The 14,534-nt window shown below is 40.3% G+C and carries 12 protein-coding genes; 3 read left to right on the top strand and 9 right to left on the bottom strand.

The features are described from left to right. Positions 1 to 39 precede the first annotated feature (39 nt). The gene (locus EKQ44_RS17130) at positions 40 to 657 is read left to right on the top strand and encodes a YesL family protein (RefSeq protein WP_237664767.1); all 618 of its coding nucleotides are present in this window, start codon (positions 40 to 42) and stop codon (positions 655 to 657) included. A gap of 28 nt (positions 658 to 685) precedes the next feature. On the opposite strand, the gene EKQ44_RS17135 is transcribed toward EKQ44_RS17130, so the two are convergent. From EKQ44_RS17135 to EKQ44_RS17145, 3 genes are all read right to left on the bottom strand, one after another. Beyond that, positions 686 to 1,507 carry a carbohydrate ABC transporter permease gene (locus tag EKQ44_RS17135; protein ID WP_237664768.1) on the bottom strand — a complete coding sequence of 274 codons (822 nt, stop codon included), beginning with the start codon at positions 1,505 to 1,507 and terminating at the stop codon, positions 686 to 688. 14 nt (positions 1,508 to 1,521) lie between these two features. After that, the gene (locus EKQ44_RS17140; protein WP_237664769.1) at positions 1,522 to 2,400 is read right to left on the bottom strand and encodes a carbohydrate ABC transporter permease; all 879 of its coding nucleotides are present in this window, start codon (positions 2,398 to 2,400) and stop codon (positions 1,522 to 1,524) included. A gap of 96 nt (positions 2,401 to 2,496) precedes the next feature. Further along, complete coding sequence (locus tag EKQ44_RS17145) at positions 2,497 to 3,798, bottom strand: extracellular solute-binding protein (RefSeq protein ID WP_237664770.1); 1,302 nt, start codon at positions 3,796 to 3,798, stop codon at positions 2,497 to 2,499. Positions 3,799 to 3,953: 155 nt separating this feature from the next. On the opposite strand from EKQ44_RS17145, the gene EKQ44_RS17150 reads away from it, so the two are divergent. Together EKQ44_RS17150 and EKQ44_RS17155 are read left to right on the top strand one after the other, a co-directional pair. Beyond that, positions 3,954 to 5,138, top strand: coding sequence for an ROK family transcriptional regulator (locus EKQ44_RS17150; protein ID WP_237664771.1), 1,185 nt, complete (start codon positions 3,954 to 3,956; stop codon positions 5,136 to 5,138). 64 nt (positions 5,139 to 5,202) lie between these two features. Continuing rightward, positions 5,203 to 6,813, top strand: a complete 1,611-nt coding sequence (locus tag EKQ44_RS17155) for a glycoside hydrolase family 43 protein (protein ID WP_237664772.1) — start codon at positions 5,203 to 5,205, stop codon at positions 6,811 to 6,813. Between the two features lie 106 nt (positions 6,814 to 6,919). On the opposite strand, the gene EKQ44_RS17160 is transcribed toward EKQ44_RS17155, so the two are convergent. From EKQ44_RS17160 to EKQ44_RS17185, 6 genes are all read right to left on the bottom strand, one after another. After that, a complete protein-coding gene (locus tag EKQ44_RS17160) occupies positions 6,920 to 7,441 on the bottom strand; it encodes a YehS family protein (RefSeq protein WP_237664773.1) in 522 nt (173 codons plus the stop codon). 67 nt (positions 7,442 to 7,508) lie between these two features. Then, a complete protein-coding gene (locus EKQ44_RS17165) occupies positions 7,509 to 9,923 on the bottom strand; it encodes an ATP-binding protein (protein WP_237664774.1) in 2,415 nt (804 codons plus the stop codon). Next, positions 9,907 to 10,284, bottom strand: a complete 378-nt coding sequence (locus tag EKQ44_RS17170) for a response regulator transcription factor (protein ID WP_237664775.1) — start codon at positions 10,282 to 10,284, stop codon at positions 9,907 to 9,909. The genes EKQ44_RS17165 and EKQ44_RS17170 overlap by 17 nt, the downstream gene beginning before the upstream one ends. 27 nt (positions 10,285 to 10,311) lie before the next feature. After that, the gene (locus EKQ44_RS17175; protein ID WP_237664776.1) at positions 10,312 to 11,721 is read right to left on the bottom strand and encodes a glycosyltransferase family 2 protein; all 1,410 of its coding nucleotides are present in this window, start codon (positions 11,719 to 11,721) and stop codon (positions 10,312 to 10,314) included. Then, complete coding sequence (locus EKQ44_RS17180; protein ID WP_237664777.1) at positions 11,711 to 12,766, bottom strand: HEAT repeat domain-containing protein; 1,056 nt, start codon at positions 12,764 to 12,766, stop codon at positions 11,711 to 11,713. The genes EKQ44_RS17175 and EKQ44_RS17180 overlap by 11 nt, the downstream gene beginning before the upstream one ends. Before the next feature lie 2 nt (positions 12,767 to 12,768). Next, the gene (locus EKQ44_RS17185) at positions 12,769 to 14,358 is read right to left on the bottom strand and encodes a GGDEF domain-containing response regulator (RefSeq protein WP_237664778.1); all 1,590 of its coding nucleotides are present in this window, start codon (positions 14,356 to 14,358) and stop codon (positions 12,769 to 12,771) included. Between the last annotated feature and the right edge of the window lie 176 nt (positions 14,359 to 14,534).

Genomic DNA, 14,534 nt, shown 5'->3' on the forward strand with positions numbered 1-14,534 from the left:
TTACTTTATTATTCCACTAGACTACTGGGGTGTACTTTCATGCATAATATGAATACTAAACTATACAGTATTTTTGAATGGATAACACGGGTTGCTTATTTAAATGTAATTTGGATTCTACTCTCTTTAACTGGTGGCATAGTTTTAGGAATATTCCCTGCCACCGTTTCTATGTTTACCATTATTCGTAAGTGGCTGAGAGGAGATACAAACTTCCCTTTATTCCGGACATTTTTACACCATTATAAAGAAGAATTCTGGAAGAGCAATAGATTGGGATTCATTATTGGTGGTCTGTTCGTAATTTTCATACTCGACTATTGGTATTTATATCATTATTCCCCCGAGGTGGTTTGGGGTCAAATTCTACTTTTGGCATTATCATTATTATTTCTACTCTTTCTATTTTATTTGTTTCCAACTTATGTCCACTATGATTTAAAAATAGTAGCCATAATAAAACAGGCTTTCCTACTAATGCTCATTCACCCACTTCATACATTTTTCATTATTGTTTGTCTTGCTTCTTTGTTCTTTGTTTTCTATTTATTGCCGGCTACTGCCTTTATTTTTGGCGGAAGTGGCTATGCCTTCATAACGATGTGGCTATGCATGAATGCTTTTCAAAAGCTACATAACACAAAAACACCTTCCTAGTCGGTTGGTGTTTTCGTGTTATGGAATGTCATCCTTTGACCGCACTTGAAGAAATCCCCTCGACTACCTTGTTGCTGAAGAAAAGAAAAGCGAGAAGAATCGGTAATACACTAATGATTAAAGTGGCACCTATAGCACCCCAATCCGTCATATACTGACCGATAAAATTCTGGATTCCAACGGTGAGCGTTTTATATTTGTCTGAGCTGATGAAGGTATTCACAAAGACAAACTCATTCCAATTATAAATCATATTGATGATGACAGTCGTCGACATGACAGGGATAGTCATAGGTAGAATAATCCGGAAGAACATCCTATGAACCGAGCATCCATCTATGATTGCCGCTTCTTCTATCTCTCTTGGAAGCGTATAATAAAAACCCAACAATATCATCATGGTTATTGGTAAATTATATGCAGTATAAGTGATAACGATGGACCATGGGTTATCAATTAGATTGACATTTAGGAACATGCTGAACAAAGGGATGATCGCAGAGTGGATGGGGATCATTAAACCGACCATGAAAAGCCCCAATACTAATTTACTCCACTTCCATTGCATCCTTGTAATAACAAAAGTAGCCATGCTTGCTAATATCACGGTTAAAACAATAGCCACTCCAGTTATCCAGATGCTGTTCCAAAAATAAATGCCTATTCCGCCTTCCCACACCTTTAAGTAATTTTCCCATCTGAACTCGGTTGGCAGGGCAAAAGGGGATTTCGAGAATATCTCCTGGTTATTCTTCAGGGAGAACAGAAATAACCAGACAATCGGAAACACCTGAAATATTGCGACTGCTGCCAGACATAAATATAGAAAGAAATATCCTATGCGTCCCACCCAAAGCACTCCTTTTAATACTGAATTTCTTCTTTCGTTGCTGTTGCTTTTCTAATAATCAAGGTCACGATTAAAGTGATGATCAATAACAGGAAACCAATGGCACTACCATAACCGAAGTTGTTGGTGGAAAAGGCCAATTTATACATATAGGATGCCATAACTTCACTTGCTCCATTTGGCCCTCCTCCTGTCATTACATAGATCAGGTCAAAATATTTTAATGAACCGACAACAGCTAGAACAATGGTCACTTTGACAACACCCATAATTAATGGAAGTTTTATCTTATAAGCAATCTCAATGGGTGAAGCCCCATCAATCTTGGCCGCCTCTATGATAGATTCTGGGATATTCTTTAAAGCTGCATAGTAAATAAGGATGTAGAATCCGGCATATTGCCAAAGTATTGGAATGAATATCGCGTACAAAACAAGGGAAGGCTCGGCAAGCCATGCAGGGGGATTTTCGACTCCAATTGCCATCAGCAAACTGTTTATCATCCCGTTTGAAGGATTGTATATTTTCACCCATAGCTGAGCAATTGCTACAGAAGAGAGTAGCATAGGAATTAAATAGATCTTCCTTAATAGGTCAGCCCCTTTTATCTTGGATGCTAAAATCAACGAGATTGCTAGATAGATAAAAAGGCTTAATGTGGAAAAAACAGCAAGTAAAAAGGAATGAAGTGCACTATCCCAAAACTTCTTATCTTGTAAGGCTGTCACATAGTTTTGAAGCCCGATAAACTCCATCGATCCAATCCCATCCCACTTCATCAGACCATAGTAACCTGTTAAAATAAGCGGTATGAAAATAAGAATCCCAATCAGTAAAAGTGCAGGGAGAACATATAAGGCTATGATCCATTTGTTAGACATTACTTTATTCATTACATTCAACCCCATATTGTCAGGAATAGAAAAGGACCATCCAGTAAAAAAGGAAGTCCTTTTCTCTCCCATCATAATTAATCGTTCAAATGCATGTTACTCTTGAGATAAGGCATCTTCATGTTCTTTGGCAAAATCGTCTGGTGTTACACCTTTTCCAAAGAGCGATTGAATTAAATCCAAATGAACTTGTGCCACACCTGCGCTCATTTGCACATCAGCAAATAATGTGATATTGCTAGCTTCACTAAGGTCATTCAATACATCAATATACATATCAGGTAGGTCTAGGGAAGCTGCATCCACTTTTGTAGCAGGAATGACACCAGCACCTGTTACAGCTTTCTCGCCCCATTGCTGGATAAAGAATGATACAAACTTCTTTGCTTCATCTTTCACATCGGAATCTTCTGCTACAAACAAGCCAACCCCTGGACCACCAACATGACTGTTAAGATCCCCATTTCCATCTACTGTCGGGAAACTGAAGTATCCAATGGAGTCTCTGAATTCCTGTGGAACATCTTCATTTGTCGTATAGTTCGGAAGATCCCATGAACCCATTAGATACATTGCTGCCTGTTCACCCATAAACATACTCTTCGCTTCTTCATCTGATAATCCATTGAAGCCCCTAACAAACGCGTCCATGTCGACCAGATTTTGAATTTCTTCCGCTGCAGTGACTAATGCAGGATCCTCAAAGGAACCTGATCGATTAATTGCGCTCGTCAGCACATCTCCTCCACCAATTCTATCAGCCATATACATATACCATAAAGAGCCAGTCCATCTGTCCTTATTACCAAGGGCGATTGGCGCCACTCCGTTTTCATTCAATGTAGTGATGATATTTTTGAACTCATCATAGGTTGTCGGAGCTTCTAGACCATATTGATCAAAAATGGCTTTATTATAGAAAACAGTTGCAATATTAAGCTCCAATGGCAAACCATAAGTATTATCGTTCATGGCATATGCTTCTGCCGTACCAGATACAAAACTATCCTTCAGATCTCCTTCAAGCAAATCATCCAAAGTAGCAAACTTTTCACCGTTGACATAGGGCTCCAGAAACCCTGCTGCCCATGTCATCCCAACATCTGGCAACTGATTAGAGGTGGATAATACTTTTAATTTATCCTTGTACTGCTCATTACTTAAGACTTCCAAATCGACTTTCACACCTGGATTTTCTTTCTCGAAGTCCTCAATGATTTCGCTTACAATTTTGTGGTGTTGCTTTGAACTTCCTTCAGGCCATAAATGCATGAATTCAATCGTTTTCCCATCCCCGGAACCCGATGTATTCTCCCCAGAACCAGAGCAACCCGCCAACAATACCAGCAGCGAGAGAAAAATTCCGGAAAATAATGTAACCGCTTTCCTTTTTCTCAAACTAAATACCCCCAATATTCTTATTTTTGAAACAGATTGTTACTAAATTTAGATTATCACCGAAAAGAATGTTTGTCTAGTGGATAAACAAAGTTTATAATAGAAACATATAATGGTACACTTAGGAAAAACAGAATAAGGAATGGAGTTAATCGATGAAAATGTTACATACCTTTAATCAACAAGTAGTCCGAAAGGGAAATAAATCCCTAGTTTTGCAAACCATTAAGGAGTTCACCCCCATTTCCAGGGCGGATATCGCTAATAAGACTGGGCTTAATAAAGGAACTGTCTCCTCACAAGTAAACGAATTACTGAAGGAGAATTTAATTACTGAATCAGGACCAGGAGTTTCAAGCGGCGGAAGAAGGCCGGTGATGCTGTTGTTCAATCAGGTCGCAGGATACACCATTGGCGTAGATATCGGGGTTAATTACATCCTTGGAATCTTAACAGATCTCAGTGGTAATATCTGCAACGAGAAAATCACTCGATTTGATAACTTAACGTTTGAACAAATAAAGGTCGAACTATTTGACATTGTTGATTCCCTCATCTCTTCTATGCCTTCAAGTCACTATGGAATTGTCGGGATAGGTATTGGGGTCCCTGGTACGGTGAATACCGATGGGGAAATCCTTCTGGCTCCAAACTTAAATTGGAAGAATGTCCACCTAAAGGACCTGATGGAAGATCGATATAACGTTCCAGTTTTAATTGAAAACGAGGCAAATGCTGGCGCTTACGGAGAAAAGAAGTTTGGAGCCGGAAAAGAATCAGAAAACATCATATACGTTAGTGTAGGTATTGGTATTGGCGTTGGCCTCATTCTTAATGGACAGCTTTATAAAGGCAACAATGGTTTTTCTGGTGAGCTAGGTCATATGACCATTGAAGTGAACGGACCAAAATGCAGTTGCGGTAACCAAGGATGTTGGGAATTGTATGCTTCGGAAAAAGCGCTGGTTAAAAAAGCCTTACAAGAAAACATCCTCCCTGAAGACGGGAAGGAATTATCCCTAGAATCCTTGATGACACATGCAGAAAATGGGGAAAAAAATGTCATACAAGTTTTTGAAGCCATTGGAAAATATTTAGGTGTTGGAATTAAAAATATCATCAATATTTTCAACCCAGAGCAGGTGATCATCGGTAATCGGTTAGCTTCTTCCTCTAAGTGGCTGGAAGATTCTATAAGGGAGGCACAAGATAATACCCTCTTCACCCACCAAAGAGATTTAAGCATAAACTTTTCAAAATTATCGACGCACTCTACTGCCTTAGGGGTAGCAGCTTATGCAAGTGAAAATTTTCTTACTATTGATATCCAAGAAATGTAAACAGGGTACTTCTAGCAATGGCCTAAAACTTCTATTTAAATAAAACAGAGGGGATGTTTCAAAAATGACACTTATACAAAATCCAATTCTTACAGGCTTTAATCCAGATCCTAGTATTTGTCGAGCAGGAGAAGATTATTATATTGCAGTCTCTACATTTGAATGGTTTCCAGGGGTGGGAATCTATCATTCCAAAGACTTAAAAAACTGGAGGTTGATTTCAAGGCCGCTCAACCGTCTCAGTCAATTAAATATGATGGGAAATCCTGACTCTGGAGGTATTTGGGCACCTGCTTTATCCTATAGCGATAATAAGTTTTGGTTGATATATACGGACGTTAAAGTAGTGGAAGGACAATGGAAAGATAGCCATAACTACCTCGTTACATGTGATGCCATCGATGGGGAATGGTCTGAACCCATCCATTTAAATAGTTCAGGTTTTGATCCCTCCCTTTTTCATGATGAAGACGGTAGGAAGTACCTGGTAAACATGCTTTGGGATCATCGGGTAGGTAACCACAATTTCTACGGAATCGTCATGCAAGAATATAACCCTGATTTGCAAAGACTAACCGGGAAAAAAGAGATTATTTTCAAAGGAACGGATATTAAATTAACCGAAGCACCTCATTTATACAAGATGAACGGATATTATTATTTATTGACAGCGGAAGGTGGAACGAAATATGATCATCAAGCCACTATCGCTAGATCTAAGAACCTGTGGGGACCGTATGAAGTGCATCCTGATAACCCATTGATTACGTCCTTCCCTTATCCAAGAAATCCCCTACAAAAAGCGGGGCATGCTTCCATTGTACATACACATACGGACGAATGGTTCTTGGTTCATCTGACAGGAAGGCCATTGCCGCAGGAAGGGCAAGCATTACTTGACCCTCGGGGATATTGCCCACTTGGTAGGGAAACAGCCATTCAACGATTAGATTGGGAAAATGATTGGCCATTTGTGGTAGGTGGTAACCAGCCTTCTCTTGAAATTGAAGGCCCAAATATAGAGGAAATACCCTTTGAAAAGGATTATGAGGAAAAAGATGATTTCGATTCCAAATCCTTGAACAATCACTTTCAATCCCTAAGGATTCCATTAGGGGAAGATGTCGTTTCATTAACTGATCATCCTGGCCACTTGCGTCTTTACGGTCGTGAATCCCTATCATCAAAATTTACACAAGCACATATTGCAAGACGTTGGCAGCATTTTAATTTCACCGCTGAAACCAAGGTTTCTTTTAACCCGGATACATTCCAACAAGCTGCAGGTCTTGTAAACTATTACAATACTCAAAACTGGACAGCCTTGCAGATTACCTGGGATGAAGCCAAAGGACGAATATTAGAACTTACGGTTTGTGATAATTTCACCTTCACCCAACCATTGGAAGATAATAAAATAGTAATTCCAAATGATGTGCATTATGTATATTTACGGGTGGACGTGGACACTGCCACATATAGGTATTCATACTCTTTTGACGGAGACAATTGGACCGCAATCCCAATAAAACTCTATTCTTATAAATTATCTGATGATTATATTAATGGAGGCGGTTTCTTCACAGGTGCTTTTGTAGGAATGCAGTGTCAAGACACTTCCGGACAGAAGCTTCATGCAGATTTTGATTATTTCATTTATAAGGAAAAAGCTTAATGAAAGGCTCTGTTAACAACAACAGCGGCGTTTAACAGAGCATAATGAAAAAACACATGGCCCCTTATATGGTGTCATGTGTTTTTCCATTTGTTAGCTTACCTGCTCAATCGCGATACCTAATCGCCAAACCTTTCAAAAAGTTCCTCGCGTATTTATCCATGCAAGCCTTATAGTTCTTGTGTCCCTTCTTCCGCAAGAAAGCACCAAGTTCACCTTTGGTTATCGTAACGCCAGCTTCTCCGATAATATCGATGATATCTTCCGTGGTTAACGCAAGCGCGATCTTCACTTTCTTCAAAAGGATATTGTTTGCAGGCTCGTTGGAAAATGGAGGCTTTGCAGGTTGGCCAGGCTTTGGCTCCTGTCTGCCTCTTTTAAAAATAATCAAGCCGTTCAGAAACGATTCAAGCTTATTATTATTGATGGGAAGAATCTCTTCCTCCTCCAGTGCCTGCTCATATTCCTCTTCTGTTTCATAATCATAGCTGTCCACCTGTTTGGTGAGCATCATCTGTACTTCATCTCTTGTAACGTCGATGTCACCTAGCTTAAAGATCTCGACCATGTCGTTGTCTTTAATGTCGAGTGCGTATCTTAATCTGATTAGAATATCGTTGTTTGTCATGTATAAACTCCTTTGTTGAATAACTCATTCTTATATTTATTACCAATTATCATCCATTTAACATCCGTTATGCAATTGGCAGGGTGAGCGTGACCGTTGTACCCCCGTCTACCTCTGAAGATATCCGAATGTCTCCTTCATGCGCCTGGATGATTTCTTTTACGATTGATAAGCCTAGACCTGTTCCCCCAATTTTTCTAAGATCGGAATTGTCGACTCGATAGAATTTGGTGAAAAGGTGTGGAATTGCGTCTTCCGGAATCCCTATACCGTGGTCCTTTATTGTTACTTTTAACATGGTATCAGAAGAAGATACAGTAATATGAATTTCTCCTCCTTCAGGAGAATACTTGATCGAGTTACTCAATAAATTAGCCATCACCTGTAACAACTTCTCCCGGTCCCCCACCACTTTAGTGTTCTCTGTCAAAACCTGAATTTGAATGGGATGCGTATTAGAATTCACCTTGAAAATTCTACTTACCTCCCGGATGATATCCACGATATCTTCTTCCGCCCTACGGTAAAGCTGTTTTCCCGCTTCCATCTTTTGCACATCCAAAAAGTCATTGATCAATGCTGTCAAACGTTTTGCTTCCTGATGGATGGTCGTCAAATAGGTTTTCTTACGATCCTCTGAAAGTTCTTTATACAGCATTCTCTCCGTAAAGCCAAGAACGCTTGCCAAAGGCGTCCTTAACTCATGGCTGACGGTACTGACAAACTCCGATTTCATCCTATCAACTTCATACTCTTTGGTGATATCACGGAACACCAAAATGAACCCATAGCTATGATCCTGCCGCGTGACCTTTTCCTTATACATCTTCATGACACATTTTTCATGCTTTTGATTAATTTCAAATAAGATACTTGTATCATCTTCTACCTCATCAAACAGATAGAACAAATCGGTACGCAGTTTTTCTTTCTCTTCCGCCATTTCCACAAGGACGGACGTCCATTCCTCAAAGGATAGATGCAATAGCCGTTTAGGAGTAGGGAATCCCATAATGCTACACATTTTAGTGTTCGATTGGAGAACGCTTCCTTTCTCATCCACTAAAAGTACACCCTCCTGTATGGTGTTTAAGATATCTTGGTAGAACAGGCGATTTTCTTCGGAATCTTCATATAAATCCACTTTTTCCAGACCCATGCTAACCTGTTTGGCAAGTGCTTCCCCTGTTTCCACATCCCTGTCAGCAAAAGGAGCATCATATCTTGTAAACTGCATATAAGCTACCATCGTTCCCTTCGATGTGATGACAGGTATGAACAAATCAAAGGCTGTCATGTCAATAGTGTGGTAGGTATTCTCCTGCGGGCTACATTTCCTGCTGATTTTAAAGGGTGTGTGTTTTTCCTTTAATTGTTGCAGAAATACATTACTCTCATCTTCCCTAAATTTCCTCACTGCTTCAGGCGACAAACCAATGGAAGCTGTTGTTTTATTCTCATTTAACAACATGATCAGGCCAACATTTGCATCAAGTACCTTTCCCATATTCCTGACGACATTTTCAAGCAAGGTTTCTCTGCTCAATGTCTCAGACATCTCATGGATAAAAGTATTACGGATAGCCAATTGTTCATTACTTGCTTCTATTAACGTTAGATTATCTTGAAGCTGTACCTGTTGGGCCTGTAATTCATCCTGTTGGGCCTGTAATTCTTCATTTTGACCAATCAATTCATCTTCTTTGTATTGTAACGTATTTACCATGGTGTGGAGTGCATTGGATAATACCGCAATTTCATCCGACCCATGTTGATAGGAAGGAAGATTAGTGGTTCTGCCATTTGTTATGTCATCTGCAGCATCCGAAAGCTCCCTTAACGGTTTCCCCACCTTTTTGATGAGCACCCAAGTAATCGTGAACAATAAGGAGATGACAAGAAGAAAATATAAGGAGAATAACAGTTGACTAGCTGTTAACTTTTCTGCCATCACGTCTACATTATCCTCTATTTCCTGATCCACTTCATATCGGTATTCTTTCATATATTCCATGAAAGACAAAATTCTCTCGGATGTTCCTTCTATGAAAAGATAGTCCTGAAGCTCATCCATGGCATCTTGTTCCACTAGGTCTTCCACTTTTGGAAGATACTCAAAAAAATAAAACTGATGGAAGTCTGTTACCCGAACCATAAACTGAGCGTCATTTTCATCCACTGCCATCTTCCCAAGACGAGCAATACCCTCTTCAACCTTAACTTTAGCATTTTTTGCATCTTCCAACATATCCTGATTGGAAAAAGCAACATACCCTCTATACTTCAAAAATGAACTATTAATTTCATCATCAATGTATTTAATCAATTCCTCTTTTTGTTCTAGCTCCTTGTTTCTGTCTATGAAGTCTTTAGATAAAGAATACTCATACCCTAACAAAGTAACGATACCTGTTACCAAGACAAGAAAAAAGATCCCATTGATGATTAAGAATTGTGTAGATATACTATTTTTCCATTTCATTTAGTAGTGCCTCGACTCTTTCCGCCAGCTCCATCGGACTAAACGGCTTGGACATGAATCCCGACGCCCCGGAGGCAAGTACCTCTTCCCGGACAGACTGCTGACTTTTTGCTGTAAGCATAAGGACTGGCGGGAAATCTCGGAGATTCATGGTTTTCATCTTAGTTATAACTTCTAAGCCTGTATACACAGGCATCATATAATCTAGAATGATAAGATCGAAAGTCTTTCCCGTTTCCAATAATTCAACGGCTTCCTTCCCAGTGCAAGCCTCCACAACGCTATGACCTTCATCTTCAAGTGTGTCTGTTATAAGCATGCGGAGAACACTTTCGTCTTCTGCAAGCAATATTTGTGCCATCTCTAACTCCCCCATTTTTTAATCTTTTCATTGGGTAACGCCCTTACGCTGCATTTCTCCCCAACCCTTTTTCTTCCTCAGTACATCCACAATTCCCTGGCACCTCCAAATTACCGTTAAAGGTCTGTACCAGAATGTTTCGGTAAAGGAATAAAAGAACAAAACAGCGATATGCCTCGCTTTGGGATACCGTTTAAGACTCCATTCTTCCATCAAAATAGCCAGCATGGAATAGATGGAACCGTAAATAACAAAAAGCAAGAATAAGAGCAACGCCAATTCTTCGTATATCCCTCCCAGAAAAAAAGAAAGGATAATAAATAGATAGCCTGCAAGTTCCACGACTGGCCCTAAAAATTCAATAAGAATAAAATAAGGCATCGACACCATCCCAATGGAACCGTATTTTGGATTAAATGCCATGGACCGATGTATCCACAAACTTTCAAACAAGCCCCTGTGCCACCTGTTCCTCTGTCTTTTTAAAAAAGTCATCTCTTCTGGAGCTTCTGTCCAGCACACAGGATCTGCCACATAAACGATTTTCTTGTCCGCCTTTTTTTCCTTTATATGCCGATGCAGCCGGACGACCAATTCCATGTCTTCCCCTACAGTATGGGAATAGCCCCCTGCATCGATGACCCATTTTTTCGAAAATACACCGAAGGCACCGGATACAATCAGTAACAGATTGTGTCTGCTCAACCCAATACGTCCCACCAGAAATGCTCGCAAATACTCAATGACCTGCATAATGACCAACGGATTCTTGGATAGTCCCACCTTTAAGATGGAACCATTTTCAATGGAAGACCCGTTGGCGATCCTTACGCTCCCTCCCGATGCAATGACATCTCCATCGGAATCGATGATCGGCTTCATTACTTTTAAGAAGGCATCCCTTTCCAAAATAGAGTCCCCATCCACCGAACAAAAATAAGGGTAAGAGCAAAGGTTGATTCCAACATTCAATGCATCCGACTTTCCACCGTTCTCTTTATCTACCACATAGAGATAGTCAATAACAGAAGACTGATAGATGCCTTTCACTTCTTTTGTAAGAAGCTTTTGTTTGACAATCTTTTTTATTTTCTTTAATTGAAATTCTTCGATAAGCTTTTCCATCGTATCATCTTTTGATCCGTCATTTATCACAATGATTTCATATTGGGGATATTCGATGCTTAGAAGGGACCGGACAGATGCCACTATTCCGAGAGATTCATTATAGGCAGGCACCAAAATGGAAAGCGGTTTGGAATAACTAACATCCAGCAGGTCTTCGTATGGCTCGGTGTTGTCCAACTGGTAACTCTTCCTGACTTGAAACAGGGAAACGATCAACATGAACATGTAAAAGAGGATCACCGTCCCCATATAAAGGACGACAAACCAACCAATCCCTTGCCAAAAGGTATAAAAGAAATTATAGTCCATGAACTTTCCCTCCTTTCAAGAGCCACTCTTCTGCCATATCTCTTGCAAAACGGTCTGTTGAGGTTTCTTGGACCTGCCGAAGATACTCTTCCCCTCCGTCAATGGCAATTATCGACTTCGCTGCATTGTTTCGGACATCAAAGTTCGGGTCGCTCAGAAGTTCGGTCAAAAAGGAGAGGCTTTCCTTCCGATTGGTTTTGCCCAGTAGTTTGCTAATCATCAACCGCTCTTCCCATGCACTCTCTCGAGTATGCAACTTCCCCATACGGTCCAAGATTTTACTGTAACCCAATTCATTCAATGCTTTTAAAATGCGTATTTTCTTTTCCCCTATAGAGGGAATAAGAAGATCCTCGAGAAAGGAAAGGTACTCCCTTTTCCCATCAATTCCTATCATATCTAGTACCGGAAGCTGAATGTATTCCGGAAGTTCTTCAAAACGAGTAACCATCACCTGAAACTGCTCCTCTGTCATCACACCAAATAGAGAGCGGTACATAAATTCCGATAGGCGCCAATTTGGTTCTTTCAAGAACTCCTCCCATTGATTGGTGTGGAGCCTGACCAAGATTTTTAATAATTGCCTTCTTTCTTCCTGGGAGAGTTTTCTTTTCTGAAAGGTAGACAGAAGAAATGGAACCATCCCTTTCATATGAAAATCCTCTACTGCATAAAGACAATTCATCCTGATGCTCCAACGATGCTTAAGAAGGTTCCGCTTATAAACATCGCTAAAATGCGTTTCGGCAAAAAGGGTGATTTTCTCTTGTACCTCTTCCCCCTGAACCACATCGGCAAAATCTTTGAACAGCTCTTCCATTGCTTTCCATTGGTGGCCATTCCAATTCTGTTCAAGAATGACAGAATTTTGGCGGTATAAATAGTCAAAAACGCTCGCCCTCAATTTTTCTTTCTGTTGTTCTATCTGTTGACGCATCCGGTTCTGCATCCGTTTGGTGACAAGCATGAACAAAAATAAAAGGGAGAGTACGACAAATAAAGAAAGTATGATGACAAGCACAATGGTCAAAAGGTTATTTACCATTGTCACATCCCCCGCTTTATCAGATGTTGAAGCCTTGCTTCGACCTCAAGGAGCTTAAAAGGCTTTGTCACATAATCATCAGCGCCAAGTTGCAACGCTTTTTGAATATCCCGCTCACTTTTCCTTGAGGTCAACATCATCACTTTAAACTGATCATGGCGCCTTTGGGCACGAAGCTTCTGCAAAACTTCCAATCCATCCATTTTCGGCATCATCCCATCGAGGATGATGACATACCGGTCTTGGCTTTGTAACCATTCCGATTGCAGAAAACTTTTCCCATCTTCAAATGTTTCTATTTCAAGGGTCCTATTGGCTGGCACCGACAGTTTTCCGACCACTTCTGAAAGCATCATCCTTACAATTTCATCATCATCGACAATCGCGACCTTAACCTTCTGTATGACAACCTCTTGTCCTCCCTCGTATACCTCCACCCTTGCCTTTCCTTTCCTTTTTGCTTCATAAAGAGCCTTATCCGCCCGTTCCATAGCATGTTCCAACGACAAGCTTTCCTCCGTTATCTGTACGACTCCCCCTGAAAAAGAACAAGAAAAAGAGGCTTGGTATGCATGAAAAGTTACCTTCATGAAACCTTCCAGCAGGCGTCCAATCAGCTTTTCTGCTTGCTCCTTTGTTGTTTTCGGCAATAACATGGCAAACTCTTCGCCTCCATATCGGGCAAAAACATCGCCAGTCCTCATATGATGCTTCATATAGGCAGCAAGCCCCTTCAACACCTCGTCACCAACCACATGCCCATATGTATCATTCACCTTCTTAAAATAATCAAGATCAAGGACCCCTACACTAAACGTTTCTTTCATCCGGGAAAGGTTCGCTTGCAGTTTGCCATAGAACGAATGAAAATACTTGCGGTTATACGCCTTCGTCAGTTCATCAATCAACAACAATTCATCATACTGCTTTTTTCTCCCCACATGCCTAGAGATCCGCACTTCAAACTCTTCAAGATCCAACGGTTTAGACATAAAGTCATCCGCTCCCAAACGGTAAGCGTCCAGCCGATTTTTCCGTGTGGGATTGGAGCTGGTCACCATAACAGGTGTCAGCATTTGCTGCCCGCTAGCTTGAAGCCGCTCCAACAAATGAAGCCCAGCATTATCTTTTAAGCAATCATCTAGTATCAGGCAATCTGGCTTTACATCATAAAATGTATCAATAGACTTATCGATGTCTGTACTGACCAATACATGGAAGGATTTGCTCTCAAGGTATTCCTTCCATTCCATGAGTAAAGAAGCATCATGATCCGCGATGAGGATACTTGGTTGATCTTTTGATTGTTCGATTGTGGCAGGGCGCATCTTTTTACAATAGCCAATAACCTCTTGCAAAAATGATTGGCATTCCTTCCATTGCCAAGTTTCCTTTACCATAGTATCCGTTTTTTCATATAACGCTTCTGTTATATCCCCAAGCTCATCCAGTCCGACTGTCCTTGCAGTTCCTTTTATGGAGTGAATAAATCGATACACTTCTTCATGAGGAATATCGCCAGCGCTATCTTCCCACTGATTGATTTGGTTCCAGATATTATCTATCAATTTCGTTTTATATTTATCCAACATCACACAACCCTTTCGTACAGAAAACCTTCCCTTACTAAGTTCCAATATATTTTAATTATAAGGATGTATGATGGTCATGTCATGGATATATTTTCATTACGGAACATTTAAATAATGCATGAATTTTTATTTTGAACCAATTATCCAAATAAAAAGTGCCACTCTTTTTGAAGGAG

This window comes from Sutcliffiella horikoshii (assembly GCF_021991925.1).
Classification (GTDB): Bacteria; Bacillota; Bacilli; order Bacillales; family Bacillaceae_I; genus Sutcliffiella_A; species Sutcliffiella_A horikoshii_F.